The sequence below is a fragment of the Schinkia azotoformans genome (assembly GCF_035811335.1).
GTDB lineage: Bacteria > Bacillota > Bacilli > Bacillales > Bacillaceae_J > Schinkia > Schinkia azotoformans.
In genome coordinates this window covers 32,572-49,255 of the sequence record NZ_JARSMD010000021.1, presented here as the reverse complement: position 1 = coordinate 49,255, position 16,684 = coordinate 32,572, and the positions used below count along the sequence as shown (strand labels likewise).

Sequence of the window (16,684 nt, the reverse complement as noted above, 5' to 3'; positions counted from 1 at the left end):
TTTTTCTTGGAAAAAGGATTTCGAGCATTTATTGTAAATAAAGAAGGGGAAGAGTTTAGTGCGGGCATTAAAGAAGTCCATTTAAATGATTTACCGGAAGGTGAGGTAACAATCCGGGTTGCTTATTCTAGTGTTAACTACAAAGATGGGTTGGCAAGTATTCCAAATGGAAAAATTGTAAGATCCTATCCATTCATACCAGGTATTGACCTTGCTGGAACAGTTGTAAATTCTAAGGATTCCAGATATCATGAGGGCGACGAGGTTATTGTTACAAGCTATGAGCTTGGAGTATCCCACTTTGGCGGCTTTAGTGAATATGCCAGGGTTCCTGCTGATTGGATCGTTCCACTTCCAGAAGGATTAACTTTAAAGGAAGCTATGATATATGGTACCGCTGGTTTTACAGCTGCGTTGTCTATTGATCGCTTAGAAAAAAATGGACTTCGTCCTGACTTAGGAGATGTCCTTGTAACAGGGGCAACTGGAGGAGTTGGCAGCATGGCTGTTGCGATGCTAGCTAATAAAGGCTATAATGTTGTAGCTAGTACCGGAAAAGAGTCAGAGCACAGCTTTTTACGTGACCTTGGAGCGAAAGAAGTTCTATCTCGAGAAGAGATTGTAGGCGACAAAATACCGGCGCTTGGAAAACAACGATGGGCAGCTGCCGTTGATCCGGTTGGTGGCAAAACGTTGGCGGCGATCGCTTCTCAATTAAACTATCAAGGTGCTGTTGCGGTCAGTGGTTTAACAGGCGGTGGTGAAGTACCAACAACCGTATACCCATACATTCTTCGAGGTGTAAGCATTCTTGGTGTTGATTCGGTATATTGTCCAATGGAGACCCGAAAAGAACTATGGAATCGCATGGCAACCGATTTAAAACCTGACTATTTATTAAATACGATTGGGCATGAAATTACTTTGGATGAATTACCTAAAGCATTATCGTCTATTTTAGAGGGAAAATCCAAGGGTAGAGTTGTTGTAAAATTATAAATCTATTAAATTAATTAACAAAGAGTAGACAACATTTCGTTGATCTGCTCTCTTTTTATATAAAAATGATTAAAAGGTCTAAGTCTCTCATTTTCTGCATACAATTCCCTGATAGAGTTAATAGGGGGATTGTACATGAAATCATTTATTGCATTAGTTGTTATCGTCTTTTTAACAACATTAACAGGAAGTTTTGTGTCCGCGAAAGAAACAATAACGTTGAATAATGGTTTATTAATAGAAGGAAGGGCAGTGGTACCGCTTCGCAGTATTTTTCAAACGATCGGGGCGGATGTGAAATGGGATAGTGTTGAACAAAAAGTGATTGCATCTAAGGATACAACTGTGGTAAATCTTCGTATAAACGAAGAGGAAGTATTAGTAAATGGAAAGCTTTATGATTTAGATGCTCCCATCCGGATGATTGAAGGACAAACTATGGTCCCTGTTAGATTGCTAGAAATTGCATTTGGAGCTGATATTAAATGGGATAGCAAAATAAATATGGTTACCATCAAACTGGCTGAAAAGGAAATTAATGTAGTGGTAAAGGAGTATACTGAAGAAATCTCAATAAAAATTAGTGCTGCCGGTGATTGATGGACAAATTTATTTTCTTGCTTCACCGAAAAGAGCACACCAAGCTGCCTTAGTTGAATTGTTTGGTATTTTTTACAATACCTTTAAAGGGAAAAAATGCAAACCGATGGTGGCACCTTTTTGATGATTTGGCGGTGGAGTTGAATGATATTTTTGAAAGATGAAAAATCGAATATAAATGCTAAATTTGGACCAGTCATAATGATTTGGTCTGTTTTATTATCCCTCAGTATTGATAATTTTGTGTATTATTATACTAGATTTATATGCTACATCAAAATTCGAAAAGGAGAATAGGCAATATTATGACAAAAATAAAAATTACTGATTTAAAGAAAAAGCTGAAAGAATTTGATCAAAAAGAACTTATCCAATTGGTAACGGAATTATACAAACTTAACAAAGATGTGCAAGACTTTCTTTCTAGTAAGTTTATCGGGGAAAAAGCGGTAGAAGCCTTATTTGAAAGTGCGAAGAAAAAAGTTAATGATGAATTTCTACCCGATAAAGGCTTTGGTAAAATGAGATTAGGTGAAGCTAGGGATGCAATCACTAATTTCAAAAAAATCACAGGCGATCAATTAAGAACACTAGATTTAATGTTATTTTATGTTGAGGTTGGAACGGAATTTACAAATACATACGGTGACATTGATGGAAGATTTTACGACAGTATGATTTCGATGTACAACAAAGTGATCAGCGAATGTGCCAAAGATGAAAAGCTATTTAAGATTTTTCATGATCGCCTTTCTTCGGTGATTGAAGATTCAAGTGGTATCGGTTGAGGATATCACGATGCATTATGGGATCTTTATTTATCTTTAGAATGGGTAGCAGATGAAGAATGAGAGATAGTGGAATAAGGGGAGAATTCAACCCTAAAACTGATTCTGATTACCTTTTTGAGAAAGGACTTTTATCATTTTTAAAGAAATACTTCGGAATTGGTGGGTGTAAAACATGAAAAAAGCAGTCAAACTGGAAGATATAATTGAATGGTGTAAGGATAACGGGATTGACTATATTTAGTTTTAACTTCATTCAGCAGAAGTCTCCCACTTTCATAAGTGGCGAGATGAATGCGAATGGGCGCAAATACGCCAAGGCACATTTGATAATAATATTTTAAGTCCACGAGTCATTGAGTGACTCCAATGGCTCGTTTTGTAATAATGCATTCAATCTATAAATTTCCACTACTACTAGCGTTTGTTAAATACATCATCGATTCCACCTTTCGTTTTACTGGTAGCATACATACAAACAGCCTCGGCGGAAACAGTTGTAATTTGGACACCCCTTTGTTTAGCCTGCTCCGATAATTCATCCGAAAAATCGTTTTTCACCATGATATAACTTCCATTTACTCCAACCTGTTTTTTAAAAAAGACCTTTTTGCGATATTTTAAGATTGTTAAAGGCATTTCTCCGAAAACGCGCACCTCACCAGAAGTTTGTTTATAAAAGTCTGCTATTATCTTTAAAAGGGTTATTTTACCAACACCATTTCGTCCTATTAAACCTGTAATTGTATTCTTCTTTGTTAGTTGATCACATTCAAACCCATTAAACATGTTGGAGCAGAGGTCCACTATAAGAAGCGGGATGAAGTAACATAATTGGGTCCAAGAGTCTGATTGACTCATCTGTTGATACTGTATATAATGTTCATATACAGTAGTGACGATATAAACAATAAGAGGGATGCCAGTTGTGAATATAATCATATCAAATTCTTCAGACGAACCAATCTACATGCAAATTGTAGAACAAATTAAAGAGCAAATTGTAAGAGGGGAGCTAGCCGAGTCACAGCCACTCCCATCTATTAGAAATTTAGCTAAGGAGCTAAAAATCAGTGTTATTACAACAAAAAGAGCATATGACGAACTTGAAAGAGACGGCTATATCGTGACCGTCGCCGGAAAAGGTTCATATGTAGCGGAAATGAACAAAGAAATGTTAAGGGAAACAAAGATTAAAATGGTAGAAGACAAAATGAACGAGGCCGTTATGACCGCAAAGCTCGTTGGTCTTACGATAGAGGAACTTGAAGAAATGCTTAAGCTGATTTACGAAGGGTGATAAAAAATGAGTAGCATTTTAGAAATTGCAAATGTATCAAAAAAATATAAAGGGTTTGAATTGAAGGATATCAATATAACGCTTGAAAGAGGCTATATTATGGGTTTTATTGGTCCAAATGGAGCAGGTAAAAGCTCGACCATTAAGCTAATAATGAATCTTATTAAAAAAGACAGTGGAGAGATTAATGTATTTGGGTTAGACAATATAAAAAATGAAATTGAGATCAAAGAAAAAATTGGGTTTGTGTATGACGAAAATTATTATTATGAAGAACTAACTATTCAAGAAATGAAAAACTTAATAAGGCCATTTTATAGTCTCTGGGACGAAGCGGCGTTCACCAAATATGTAAAAGATTTTAATCTACCTCTAAAAAAGAAAATTAAGCAATTATCAAAAGGGATGAAAATGAAATTTTCATTGGCTATTGCCCTTTCTCATCACGCTGAGCTGCTTATCATGGATGAACCAACTTCTGGTCTTGACCCGCTTGTAAGGAGTGAACTATTAGAAATTCTCCAGTCGTTAATACAAGATGAAAACAAATCTGTCTTTTTTTCAACCCATATTACATCGGATTTAGACAAAATTGCTGATTACATCACGTTAATTAATAATGGGGAAATCGTTTTAAGCAAAACAAAGGACGAACTCATTGACAAATATTGCATTGTAAAGGGACGGAAGGACACACTAGCTGCCAACATCGAAGAACCTTTAATAGGACTTAAAGTAAATGAATATGGTTTTGAAGCATTGTCAAAAAACAAAAAAGAGATCCGAAAGATATTGGGAGATTCTGTCCTATATGAGAAGCCAACCATCGAGGATATTCTGGTATTTTCAACGAGAAGGAGTGATCACATTGTATCATCTTATTAAAAAAGATATTTTAATCCAAAAGAGAAATCTGTTAATGGCATGTATACTAATCGCATTTTTTATTTTTACTCTTTCCAATATTGGTATGGCCGGTTTATCAATAAGTATTTTAGCCGTGAGTTATACATTGGCTCTTGGTGTCAGTCAAATTGAAGATAAAAATAAAAGTGATTTGATGCTTGTTAGTTTGCCAATCAAAAAAAGTAAAATTGTACTGTCTAAATATATCTCTGTTTATGTATTTGTTCTTTATGCAATTCTAGTTAACTATATTTTTTCTTTTATAATCAAAATTTTTGAATTACCAATAAAATTCGAATGGTTTACAGTAGATGGAATTTTAGGAGCGATTATTTCAGTTACAATCTTCACGTCAATCTCTTTACCATTAATATTTAAATGGGGATATACTAAAGCGAAATTGCCAAATTATATAATTTTCTTTTTATTTGTAATCGGTGCTACGTCGGTTATTAGTAATTTGGATTACTATTCAACAACGAGGATTTTCGAGTTCTTTGGCCAACTCTCAAATTCAGAAATGATAGTATTAATTTTGATCCCATTAGTGTTGATTGTTACGATTTCATATCTACTTTCTCTTGTTTTTTACCGTAAACGGGAGTTTTGAAAATAAATATTTACGAACGGCCGCATCCATGCCAGTAGTTGATTCTACCTTAAATAAAGGTAGTGAGGCATTGGGGCGGCCTTTTTCTATTTTTCATCTTCATTCAATCACATGTAAATGCTAATAATGGTTAAATTAATTAATACTACGCTGCTACAGAAAAATGGGGACAAAAAACTAGATATGGAGGGAGGAAAGTGAAAAAATATATCTGGATTTTGTTTATTATTTGTCTATTTCTAATTGTTTGGGAGCAAGCTAAAGGTGCAAACGGAACTACTGTGAAAGATACGATCGAAAAGAAAGCGTTTATAGAACACCGTCTTATCGCTCATGCAATGGGTGGGATTGATGGAAAAACCTATACAAATAGTAAAGAAGCAATGGAGCTCAATTACAACAGAGGGGTAAGAGCGTTTGAATCTGATCTGATCTTTACAAAAGATGATGTATTGGTTGCGCGACATTACTGGGAGGAAAGGACGGCAAAACAATTAGAACAAAGGATCCCAACCGGAAAGGTAAATGAAGCTTTATCATTGGAAGAGTTTAAAGGATACTCTATTAACAAGAGATATACTCCACAAACGTTCGAAGAAATCGCAATGTTTATGAAAGGACATCCTGACATGTACCTAATAACCGATACAAAAGATACAGATCTTGAAAAAGTAAAAAAAACCTTTAAAGAAATTGTTCATGTTGCAAATGAAGTAGAACCTAAAATATTGAATCAAATTATTCCCCAAATATACACGAAAGAGATGCTTACAGCTATAGAAGAAATTTATCCTTTCGAAACCATCATCTACACCCTTTATTTGCAACAAGAAATAATCGAAGAAGATTTAATGAAGTTTGTATCAGAGAGAAATGTGGATATTGTTGTTGTAGATACCTGGAGGTTTAATGTGTATTTTGCAAATGGATTTGCCGAAAAATTAAAGGAAAAAGGAATTTATACATTTGTTCATCCTGTGGAAACCAAAGAAGAAGTAGATTCATTCTTAAGTAAGTCGGCACATGGTGTTTTTTCATCTACACTCCTGCCTAAGGATTTGAACGACTTGGATACGGGGAAAGGGAAGTGAATGATTAATGAAAGGAATTAGTTTGTTACTAACCATTTTTACTGTCTGGATCCTATCTTTTTCAATTGTTTCAGCAGAATCAGATGATGTCTTAAAGGCTGCGTTTATTAAAGACAATGATCTGTGGATTAAAGTTGATAATCATGAACAAAGGATTACCAACGATGAGTTCATCAGATTTCCAAAATGGTCTTTTGATGGGAATTGGGTTGCTTATATAAAAGGTGATAAAGAAAACGAATATTCAATACATCAAGGAGATCTTTGGCATATCATGTAAAAACACAAAGGAAATATAAAGTTTTTTCTAATGTTAGTACGAATTTTAACTGGTCACCAAATCAAAATACCCTTGGGTTTCAATCAGATGATGTTCTAACAATGGTTAATGTTCATGTATTACACAAACCACAACAGATTACTTCTGGAATAATCAATTTCTCGTGGCTGCCAGATGGAAGCGGCTTTTTAACTTCTTCAAAAGCGGGCAAAGATGTTTTTTCGGACATTATACTGTCAAAGATTTTTCTTAAAAACAACAATACTTACGAGTCCCACCATTTTTATACCGTACCTGTAGGTAAGGATGATTATTTCTATGGTACAAGTCAATTTAAGTGGTCACATGATCATCGGTGGATTGCATTTCAATTAGTTCCGACAGCATCAATGTCGGCCGATAGTAATACGATTAGTGTTATTTCTAATGATAGCCGGATTTTTCATAAAATTGATGAAATGCTAAATTACGAAGAATGGTTTCAATGGGCACCAAGCAATAATTCTTTAGCATTTATAAGAGGAAATAATCGACTTTCAACAATAAATAAGAAATTAACAATTAAGGACATGCCTAAAAATAAAATATCCATGTACACACCATCTAGCTTTGTTGATCGACATTTTTCATGGATCTCCAATAATAAACTTCTCGTATCACGCTCAGTTGAAAGTGATTTGATTAATGTTGCTGAAAGACCGCTTCCCAGCATCTATTTAATTGACCTTCAAACTGGAAAAGAAAAAAAAATAACTTCACCATCTGAAAATGAGGGGGATTTTTATCCTATAATTATTAATAATGGAAAAAGCTTTATTTGGATAAGAACGGATAGAGAAAAAGTTGCTGTATATATTGGAGACATAGGTAATGGAAAGCAAAAAAGATGGATTGAAAACATTGATTTGGGAGCATGGTATTATGGACACTGGAGTTGGGATGAAGTTTTTGATATTTATCTACCCAATAGAAAAGACTAAACTTACAAAACGAGTGTATAAACGTCACAGTCTAACACTCGTTTTTTTTATAACCTTTTAAAAATTCAAAATACAGTTATAATTATCTTTAAAGAATGAATTTTTAATCTAGTAGAGGTGATTTTAGTGGAATTTTTCAAAGAATTACAGCAAATCTTTCCTAAAGATCGTGTTACAACGAATGAAACTATATTAGAGCATCACAGTGTAGATGAATCTCATCATACAGCATCAAGACCAGATGTTGTCGTTTTTCCAATCAATAGAGAAGAAGTCAGCGAGATTATGAAAATAGCAAATAAATATGTAGCCCCAGTTATTCCCTTTGGTCTTGGTTCAAGCCTCGAAGGGCACGTAATTCCATATCATAGCGGCATCTCCGTTGACTTTTCATTAATGAATCAAGTCATAGAGGTGCATGAGAAGGATCTTCTTGTAAAAGTTCAGCCCGGTGTAACAAGAACACAACTAAATAAAGAATTAAAGAAATACGGTTTATTTTTCCCTGTTGATCCTGGAGCAGATGCAACGATTGGTGGTATGGCTGCTACGAATGCAAGTGGAACGACCTCTGTACGTTATGGAACTATGAAAGATCAGGTCCGGGATTTGGAGGTTGTAACTGCAGATGGAACAATCCTACATACTGGTAATCTAGCAGCAAAGTCTTCGTCTGGGTATAACTTAAACTCGTTATTCGTGGGTTCAGAAGGCACGTTAGGCCTTTTTACCGAAATTACGTTAAAGGTATATGGAATTCCTGAATGTACAATGGCTGCGAGAGCCGTATTTCCAAGCACAGAGGATGCGGTAAATGCTGTAGTGTCAGTCCTTCAGGCTGGGATTCCGATTGCTCGTTCTGAACTTGTTGATGCAAGGTCAATCGAACAAGTAAATCAATATAATGGAACATCGTACAAGATTGCTCCGACGATTTTTCTTGAGTTTCATGGAAATGAAGCCGGGCTCAACCAAGATGTCGGGTTTACGAAGGAGCTTTTTAGTGATCACGACTGTCAGGAATTTATATTTGAGACTGATTCGAAGGCGGTTCACCAACTTTGGGAAGCACGGCATAATCTAGCCTATGCATTCATCCATGGTACACCAGGAAAAAAATGATGACAACAGATGTAGTTGTTCCAATTTCTGAGTTAGCTGGTGCGATTTATGATGCCAGACTAAAATTAAATGAATTAGGAATTGATGGGGCATTATTAGGGCATGTTGGAGATGGAAATTATCATGCAATCCTGATGATTGATAAAAATAATCCAAGTGAAGTCGAAATTGCGGATCATTTTAATAAACATATTGTAGAATATGCGCTTGCGTGTGGTGGAACTTGTACTGGTGAGCATGGTGTTGGAATTGGGAAAAAGAAATATCAAAAACTTGAACACGGTGAAGCCTTTGATTTAATGTTGTTAATAAAAAAAACAATGGATCCAAAATGTTTATTAAACCCGGACAAGATTTTTGATAAGTATTAAAATACGACTTTTAACAGCAGCGCACAGAAATGGTGTCGCTGCTGTTTATATATAAATGAAAATTATGAAAAGGGGGAGATTAATATTAAAGGTATCACGATCAGTTGAAAGTGACTTGAAAGATTTTTCAGAAAGGCCACTTCCTGGCATCCATCAAATTAATCTTCAAACTGGGAAGGGAAGCAAATTAACCTTTCCATATGTAAAAGAAAGGGATTTCTATCCTAAAAGTATTAATAATAATGGTAAAAGCTTAATTTGGATAAGAACGGATAGAGAGAAGGCAGGGGTTTGGATTGAAAATATAGAGAATATGAGGAAAAAAAGATGGATTGAAGAAATTGATTTAGGAACATGGTATTACGGACACTGGAGTCGGGAGGATGTTTTTAGTTTATATCAACCTTATTTAAAATTTAAATAACCGTGTTCTCTAATTTTTGCTATAATTAAGCTAATCAATCTTAAATCATTTTAGTAGAAAGGTGGGAATTTTATGGATGAACTGAGACTACTAGAACTTATGCGTACAGCCCTGAAAGAAGAATTGCAACCTATCGAAAAAAGATTGGATGCGATTGAACAAAGATTAGATGCAAATGATCAAAGGTTTGACGCAATTGATAAGCGACTGGATGGAATTGATGAGAGATTAGATGGCATTGATGAAAGATTTGATGGTATTGATAAGCGATTTGATACAATTGATGAAAGATTTGATGGCATTGATGAAAGATTTGATGGAATCGAAAAGCGCTTGGATGCGGTTGAGTTACGTCAAGATGGTATTAGACAGGATATATCGGCAATTCGCTACAATCAAGAAGCAACTAATGCAACGTTAAAAGCCTTAACTGAAGATGTAAACTACATCAAAGGTGATCTAACTCAACTCAAAGAAGGCCAAGCTCGGCATGAAAAAATACTGGAAACACTTGCTTTACGTTCGATTGAAACAGAATCAGAAATTCGCGAGCTAAAAAGAATTAAATAGTGTCAATACATTTTCCAGTCGCACCTTGCGGCTTTTTATTTTTCCTATAGTTTTAGCTATTTTTACGAAATATATGGACTGTAGCCTGAATTTTGCAGTTAATATGAATAGAAAACAGCCATGAACCCTTATGAATACTGGGTTTGTGGCCGTTTTTTTTTTTTGCAAAAAATCATAGCAAAAGGTCCTCTATTTCCGTAATAAGGTGTAAGAGTTATCGTGATTTTCGATAGAGATCGGTAATCCATAATTTTGTAAGAACAGGCCAGTCACTGTTTAAAATCGTCAAGATACCACCGGAATAATGTTTCCGCAGTTGGTCCATAACAAACTGCTGCTACTCATCATGTGGAATAAAAGTTGGTTTCAAAATCAACACCTCAATCATGGTTAGTAGAGATTTTTTCAATCCCTTCACCGGCGATTATTGTGGTGTTTTTAAAAAGTCAAGTATTTTCGGCAATTTAAGCAAATAAATTTCAACGTAGAATTTCCAATTCTACATTTGTAAAATGAAAAATCCCCCTACAAAAAGTAGGAGGAATCAAATATAAATGGTTCAAGAAAATCCTTGAACCATATGACTCGGCGAATGCCGAGAGTCTATGATATTGTATAGGAGGCACCTTATGGAAAAGAGGAATCAGCCAATTGAGAAGCACTGACTCATGGGTTGTTAGAGCAACTTAAATTAAAATCCTACGGCAAGGATACATTGAATAATTGCTGACGAATATTAAAAAACCTCTGTATATGCAGCAGAATGAAATATCTGCATATTCTTCCGAAATCAGGAATGCCTTTATCAAGGATTACAATGGTAAAATCAAAGAGAGAGTGAAAGGGGACTGAATGTTTTTATTACAACAGGTATATTTATTATTATTGGCTCTCTAGAATAATTGGTTGTTTTTATTCTGTTCTAATTTTACAAGAAGGGATGAAAGATGAACATTTTTAGTTTTTTCAAGAAGTGGAGTAGAGAAGGTAAGCTAGGCCATCATGTGAATCATTCTGAGATATCAAAAAACCTTAGTACAAATACAGAGAGCCCATATGAGAAAATATGTAAAGAATATTCTGATGCAATTAAACTTGACCCACAAAATGCAAATTTATATGTAGAGCGGAGTAAAACATATACGTTGCTGAAAAAATATGATTTAGCAATTCAAGATCTTGAATTCGCTTTTCAGTTAGAGCCGCAAAGGCATTTCTTTTTTTATTTCCTACGGCATCAAATATTTTTGGAATTAGGTAATTTAGAGAAATCATTAGAGGATATAAAGAAGGCTGTTAACTTAGCACCTCCAAAATATATGTATCATAAATATTTAGCTAAGGTTTATGAGGAATTAGGGCAGAGAGAAAACTCCATATTGGTTCTAAAGCAAGAAATTGAAGAAAATCCAAAAACCAGACAAGCTTATTGGGACAATGCGGAATTTTATGAAAGAATTTGGCGGCTTAAAGAGGCACTTGAATACATCACTTTAGCCATTGAAGTAGAACCGGCAAAGCTCTATCTCTATCATCGGAGAGCAAGAATTTATACAAAAATGGGGCAGTTTGAAAATGCACTAATGGATTGCAATGTCTGCATTAAAATTGAGCCTAAAGAGTGGACTCATTACCAGGTACGCTCAGAAGTATATAAAGCAAAGGGAGATACTCAATCAGCAGAGGCAGACCATTACACGAGTTTGGAGTTGAATCCTTGTATAAATCGGTAACTTTTAAGGGATTTAGCGATTAAATCTTCTTCAACTGACAGGAAACCGACTTTTTTATGTCGAAACTTGCTTAGCGTACAAAATTTAAAGGTATTGAGACACTTAATGATTTAAGAATATGTTTAATGGGATATGATGAAAATTGTGAATTTCCTTTAAGCAGTAATTGGCCTTTTACTAAATATTTTTTTCTTGATTCATTTATTAGGGGATATAGATTACATCATTCTGCAGAAGAATTATTTGAGGTTTTTCTCGACTTACGAAGGAAATTTGGACTACCTCATAAAGTCGAAATTCCGATGCAGTATATAACGTTAACCATAGAATATGCTTTAAGAAAATTTGGAAATGATGGACTTAATTTACCATCTATCGAAAAAACTCACTGGGAAGAGGCAATTAACAATTCTGGATATATTCAAGCGGATGGGGATATTAGTTTCTATTTTCAAAAAGATCGTTATAATTACATGAAAAATATTCTAAACGAAATAAATGAGAAATATATCTGTCCATACAAAAGATCAACTAAGTATCCTCGTTATAGATCACCAATGCAAATAGCTATAGACAGAATGGAAAACAGATTTAAATTAAATTATTGTTATTTTTTTATATATAAATCTTTTAATTAGTTAATATATTGGAATGTAATAAAATAGCCAGTTATTGTTAGATGATTTTGCTAAAAAATGGAGGAACTAATAATGGAAATTGATTGGGATGAGGTTAATAAAATTATTGAGGAGAGGTCAAGTAAAAATTCTTATATAATAAAACCCAACGAAATGTCCTCTGAGGATTTAAGGAAAATTAGTTTTTTGATTAAGGAAGTTAACCGTTTTCCTGATAATCAGAAAACAGTAGGTGAGTCAGGAGCTCTTTTTATGAAACATCTTTGTGAGAAATATAGTAAGTTATCTCCTAAAAGTATTGACCGTTTAGTTCATACATTCTGCTTCATGAATAGATAATGCATAATTAGAAGTAGAATGAACTGATAAACAACAACTTCCTTGTGGTAAAATAAGTAAGAAGGGGAAGTGCAGATTTTATGGATAGTTATATATAGACATCCGTGGCGGATTAATAGTTTTAAAAATAAAGTGTTAGAGACAGCACAATAATACAGCGGCAGTCTAATACTTTATTTTCACAAATGTTTTACTAATAGAAGCTCTTTGAAAGCAATAGAAAGAAAAGAGATGTACAAAGATTCTTGTCTTTTTTGTACAAAGTTTTTTGTCTCGAATGAGCAGAAATAGCTTTGTACATATTTTCTTGTCCTTTTTGTACATAATTTTTTGTCTTTGGACAATTGGGGAGGGCTAAAATGTGTACTCTTTATTTATTTTTATATTATTACGTAAAATATAAATTTGACGTAATAAACTATATACAAAAACCCACTCCTTCCATTATAATGTATTTGAGGTGATTTTTGTGGCAAATCCTAATCAGCAGCGTTTTTATAAAAATTTAGAAATTATTTTAGCTGAACTCCCTTGGTATGTCGAAGAATTTATCGATAATAAACGACGAACTTTGTCTCCAGCATCCTTATTAAATTATTGTCATGATTTTAAAATCTTTTTTAACTGGATCCTTACTGAAGGTTTTCATCCTGGACCACTTAAGGATATTCCCTTATCTATTCTTGAAAAATTAACAAGACAGCAAATTGAAACCTTCCTTAGCTTTTTAAAGCATCAACTAAATAATAAAGATTTGACGGTTAATCGTAAGTTATCCGCCCTCAAGTCATTATATAATTACCTGCAAAATATTGCTGAGACTGATGAACTTGAACCTTACATACACCGGAATGTTATGGCCAAAATTGAATTTAATCAAGTTTCCGAAGATCCTGAAACAACTGCTAATCGTATGGAAGGAAAAATTCTTATGGGCGATGAATATGAGCAATTTCGTGCCTTTGTTGCTGAGGGTTATGCTGAAATTTTTAAAGAAGATAAGAAAAAATTAAATTTTTATCAGTTTAATCGTGAACGTGATACAGCGATAGTATCATTGTTTCTAGGATCAGGGCTGCGTCTTTCTGAATTAGTGGGGCTTGATTTAGGAGATATCGATTTTAATAAATTTAACGCACGGGTTATACGAAAAGGTAATAAAGAACAATATGTTTATTTTAGTGAACAGGCAATGCTAGATTTACAGGATTATATTCGGATTAGAATCGAACGATATAAGATTGATAAAACGAATAAAGCCCTCTTCCTTTCTGCTCCCATGGGTCCCAAAGGAACATCAAGGCGACTTACACCACGGGCGGTAGAAAAACTTGTTGAAAAATATGCAATCGCATACGGGAAACCTTCTCTATCCGTTCATAAGCTGCGTCATTCTTTTGCAACCAGATATCATGCTGAGATCAACGATGTGCCTAAGTTAAGGCGTCAGCTCGGCCATTCATCAATCCAAACAACGATGATTTATACGCACATTCAAAATGATGATCTGAAAAAAGCGATCAATCAACTAAATATGATGGATAAGTTGAAGGAAACAGATAACTAGTTGGCAAGGTTGTGTGTTTATTTTACTGTAAAAAACATAGGGGTGCGCCAGTGTTGATTGCTGGTGTACCCCTCTTACTAATTAATAATTCATTATTTATTTTGAAAAAAACTATCAACAAAAGCTTGGAAAATTTCAATCGATTGAAAGCTAAATAATGACAATGCAGTTAACGAGAAAAAACCAATGACGATAAAACGAAAGAATAACATCATGGAAAGGACCTCCTTTTTTATATTCTTATTAAACATTATTGAAATGATAAGAACCTTAAAAAAAGATTAGATTTTCATGAGAAAATTACAATTGGAAAACATAGTGACACCATTGTGCCTTGGCCCAGCTCACTTTTGACAGTGATAGTACCATCAAGGTTTTCAACAATCTCCTTTGCAATTGAAAGTCCTAGCCCATTTCCACCATTGGCACGACTTCTAGCCTTATCTACGCGATAAAAACGGTCAAATATATGCGGTAAATCTTCATTTGGTATTCCTTCCCCGTAGTCAATAACATGTATCAACAATTGTTGATTTTGGATTTCTGTTACTATCTTGATCTCTTCTACTGCTTTTGAATATTTAATAGCATTATCTGTAATTATGACTATCAATTGTTCAAACTGTCGTCGCACTCCGAATAACCTGATATCTGATCCTTCGGTAAAGTTTTTAGTGAATGTAAAATTAGGATAAATAATGTTAATGCTTTTAATGACATTTTCAATAATGAGAATGGGATCGAATATCTCCTTTGAAGCTCTAGTTGATTCGATCCGTGTTAAATCTAATAAATCAGTAACTAAATCTTTAAGTCGCTTTACCTCATACAATGAAGCAGCAATTGATTCTTCAAGAATTTCGTGATCCTTTTTACCCCACCGCTTAAGCATTGATAAATGACCTTCAAGTATAGAAATCGGTGTTCGAAGTTCGTGGGAAGCATCCTCTACAAATCTTTTTTGCTTATTAAAAGAAATCTCAAGGTCGTCCATCATCCCATTGAAAATATGTGATAACTCCGCTATTTCATCCTTTGAATGAAGTTCAGGTACACGCTCTTTTAATCCCTTGGCTTTAATTTTTTGTATGGTCAAACTCAAAGCTTTGACTGGCTTTAGAATTTGATTGGCAATTAATATTCCACCAGCACTACTTAATAAAATAGCCCCTAAAACAGCAATAATCATCATAATCGACATGTACTTAAATAATCGTGTGTAATTCTCCAATCTTCTAATCAATTCTACAGTACCTTTAAAACTACTGTCTGCGATGTCAGCCTTATAGATAAGGTAATGGTCTGACTTATCCTTAACAGAAGTGATTTGATTAGGATTAGAGATATGAGGTAAATCATCGGTCGAAAGATCATTTGAGAGGCTTACTATAATTTTTCCGTCTTTATCCTCAATTTGAATAAACTCGTTTTTTTCAATAATATTCTCCAAAAAATGCTTGCTATTGATGATTCCCTTTTCAGTTATTGCTTTATTCTCTGATAAATAGGCCTGAACTTCCCGCATCTTTTCAGAAATGATTGTTTTTTCGTAATGCATGATCCAATTTTTTACAAAAAAGTATTGAAAAACAGCGAAAAATGAAAATAGAAAAAAGAGTATGACCGTAGTCCAAATTGTAATTCTCCATTTGATAGGAAACCTAGAAAGAAGCGTTTTCATGACCGAATCATGTAACCAGCACCACGTACAGTTTGGATTATACTTTCTTCATTTTTATTATCAATTTTATTTCGTAAGTAGCGAATATAAACATCAACTACATTTGTCTCAGCAAACGATTCATAACCCCATACTTTCTCGAGTAGGACATCTCTAGTCAACACACGATTGATATTTTGAAATAATATAAGTAATAGATCATACTCTCTTTTTGTTAATTCAATTGTTTGATCACCGCGCTTAACAGCCCGTGCATCTGTATCAATCTCGATACCTTTAAATTTCAATATGATAGGCGTCCGAACTTCACGGACTGCTCGTCTACCTACGGCACGTATTCTGGCAAGCAATTCTTCAATCGCAAACGGCTTTGCTATATAATCATCTGCTCCACTATCCAGTCCTGATACACGATCTAAAACATTATCACGGGCGGTTAACATAATAATCGGGGTCATTTTAACTGCCCTTATTCGCCTACATACTTCTATACCATTTAAAGAAGGTAGCATTAAATCCAATAAAATGACATCAAAATCATGATTTAGTGCTAGCTCTAGTCCTGTTCTTCCATCATAGGCTGTTTGACACGAATATCCTTCATGCTTTAGCTCCAACTCGATAAAGCGGGACATATTCTTTTCGTCCTCAATGATTAAAATATTCATGGTACCCCTCATTTTCT

The 16,684-nt window shown here is 34.4% G+C and carries 19 protein-coding genes and 1 pseudogene; 16 read left to right on the top strand and 4 right to left on the bottom strand.

The genetic code is table 11. From position 1 onward, the window contains the following. Positions 1-6 precede the first annotated feature (6 nt). The 3 genes from P9E47_RS13075 (at position 7) to P9E47_RS13065 (ending at position 2,387) form a co-directional block, all read left to right on the top strand. Positions 7-999, top strand: coding sequence for an NADPH:quinone oxidoreductase family protein (locus P9E47_RS13075; RefSeq protein ID WP_003329551.1), 993 nt, complete (start codon positions 7-9; stop codon positions 997-999). Between the two features lie 135 nt (positions 1,000-1,134). After that, positions 1,135-1,599 (top strand): copper amine oxidase N-terminal domain-containing protein, encoded by a 465-nt coding sequence (locus P9E47_RS13070; RefSeq protein ID WP_326163624.1) that lies wholly within the window; start codon positions 1,135-1,137, stop codon positions 1,597-1,599. 305 nt (positions 1,600-1,904) lie between these two features. Further along, positions 1,905-2,387, top strand: a complete 483-nt coding sequence (locus tag P9E47_RS13065; protein WP_326163622.1) for a DUF6155 family protein — start codon at positions 1,905-1,907, stop codon at positions 2,385-2,387. A gap of 417 nt (positions 2,388-2,804) precedes the next feature. On the opposite strand, the gene P9E47_RS13060 is transcribed toward P9E47_RS13065, so the two are convergent. Next, positions 2,805-3,329: an ATP-binding cassette domain-containing protein gene (locus P9E47_RS13060; RefSeq protein ID WP_326163621.1), complete on the bottom strand. Its 525-nt coding sequence runs from the start codon at positions 3,327-3,329 to the stop codon at positions 2,805-2,807. Between P9E47_RS13060 and P9E47_RS13055 the strand changes: the two genes are divergently transcribed. The 13 genes and pseudogenes from P9E47_RS13055 (at position 3,316) to xerS (ending at position 14,318) form a co-directional block, all read left to right on the top strand. After that, a complete protein-coding gene (locus P9E47_RS13055; protein ID WP_003329558.1) occupies positions 3,316-3,687 on the top strand; it encodes a GntR family transcriptional regulator in 372 nt (123 codons plus the stop codon). The two genes, P9E47_RS13060 and P9E47_RS13055, sit on opposite strands and share 14 nt — an antisense overlap. Before the next feature lie 6 nt (positions 3,688-3,693). Next, entirely contained in the window at positions 3,694-4,572 is an 879-nt protein-coding gene (locus P9E47_RS13050) for an ABC transporter ATP-binding protein (protein WP_326163619.1), read from the top strand. After that, entirely contained in the window at positions 4,556-5,203 is a 648-nt protein-coding gene (locus tag P9E47_RS13045) for an ABC-2 transporter permease (protein WP_003329560.1), read from the top strand. The genes P9E47_RS13050 and P9E47_RS13045 overlap by 17 nt, the downstream gene beginning before the upstream one ends. A 197-nt stretch (positions 5,204-5,400) precedes the next feature. Then, complete coding sequence (locus P9E47_RS13040; protein ID WP_326163618.1) at positions 5,401-6,294, top strand: phosphatidylinositol-specific phospholipase C/glycerophosphodiester phosphodiesterase family protein; 894 nt, start codon at positions 5,401-5,403, stop codon at positions 6,292-6,294. Between the two features lie 7 nt (positions 6,295-6,301). Next, a complete protein-coding gene (locus P9E47_RS13035; RefSeq protein ID WP_326163616.1) occupies positions 6,302-6,574 on the top strand; it encodes a hypothetical protein in 273 nt (90 codons plus the stop codon). Further along, positions 6,559-7,554, top strand: coding sequence for a hypothetical protein (locus P9E47_RS13030; RefSeq protein WP_326163614.1), 996 nt, complete (start codon positions 6,559-6,561; stop codon positions 7,552-7,554). The genes P9E47_RS13035 and P9E47_RS13030 overlap by 16 nt, the downstream gene beginning before the upstream one ends. Before the next feature lie 126 nt (positions 7,555-7,680). Next, positions 7,681-9,047, top strand: a pseudogene (locus P9E47_RS13025) (FAD-binding oxidoreductase). A gap of 55 nt (positions 9,048-9,102) precedes the next feature. Then, positions 9,103-9,471: a hypothetical protein gene (locus tag P9E47_RS13020; RefSeq protein WP_003329565.1), complete on the top strand. Its 369-nt coding sequence runs from the start codon at positions 9,103-9,105 to the stop codon at positions 9,469-9,471. Positions 9,472-9,543: 72 nt separating this feature from the next. Then, the gene (locus tag P9E47_RS13015; RefSeq protein WP_326163613.1) at positions 9,544-10,041 is read left to right on the top strand and encodes a hypothetical protein; all 498 of its coding nucleotides are present in this window, start codon (positions 9,544-9,546) and stop codon (positions 10,039-10,041) included. Between the two features lie 947 nt (positions 10,042-10,988). Beyond that, the gene (locus P9E47_RS13010; RefSeq protein ID WP_326163612.1) at positions 10,989-11,774 is read left to right on the top strand and encodes a tetratricopeptide repeat protein; all 786 of its coding nucleotides are present in this window, start codon (positions 10,989-10,991) and stop codon (positions 11,772-11,774) included. Positions 11,775-11,899: 125 nt separating this feature from the next. Then, positions 11,900-12,412 (top strand): hypothetical protein, encoded by a 513-nt coding sequence (locus tag P9E47_RS13005; RefSeq protein ID WP_326163611.1) that lies wholly within the window; start codon positions 11,900-11,902, stop codon positions 12,410-12,412. Between the two features lie 72 nt (positions 12,413-12,484). Continuing rightward, positions 12,485-12,751, top strand: a complete 267-nt coding sequence (locus P9E47_RS13000) for a hypothetical protein (RefSeq protein ID WP_326163610.1) — start codon at positions 12,485-12,487, stop codon at positions 12,749-12,751. A 469-nt stretch (positions 12,752-13,220) separates the two neighbouring features. Further along, positions 13,221-14,318, top strand: a complete 1,098-nt coding sequence (gene xerS / locus P9E47_RS12995) for a tyrosine recombinase XerS (protein ID WP_003329573.1) — start codon at positions 13,221-13,223, stop codon at positions 14,316-14,318. A gap of 92 nt (positions 14,319-14,410) precedes the next feature. On the opposite strand, the gene P9E47_RS12990 is transcribed toward xerS, so the two are convergent. The 3 genes from P9E47_RS12990 to P9E47_RS12980 form a co-directional block, all read right to left on the bottom strand. Then, positions 14,411-14,533 (bottom strand): hypothetical protein, encoded by a 123-nt coding sequence (locus P9E47_RS12990; protein WP_003329574.1) that lies wholly within the window; start codon positions 14,531-14,533, stop codon positions 14,411-14,413. 74 nt (positions 14,534-14,607) lie between these two features. Then, complete coding sequence (locus P9E47_RS12985; RefSeq protein ID WP_003329575.1) at positions 14,608-15,999, bottom strand: HAMP domain-containing sensor histidine kinase; 1,392 nt, start codon at positions 15,997-15,999, stop codon at positions 14,608-14,610. After that, the gene (locus P9E47_RS12980; protein ID WP_003329576.1) at positions 15,996-16,667 is read right to left on the bottom strand and encodes a response regulator transcription factor; all 672 of its coding nucleotides are present in this window, start codon (positions 16,665-16,667) and stop codon (positions 15,996-15,998) included. Before P9E47_RS12980 ends, P9E47_RS12985 begins: the two co-directional genes overlap by 4 nt. Positions 16,668-16,684: the final 17 nt, after the last annotated feature.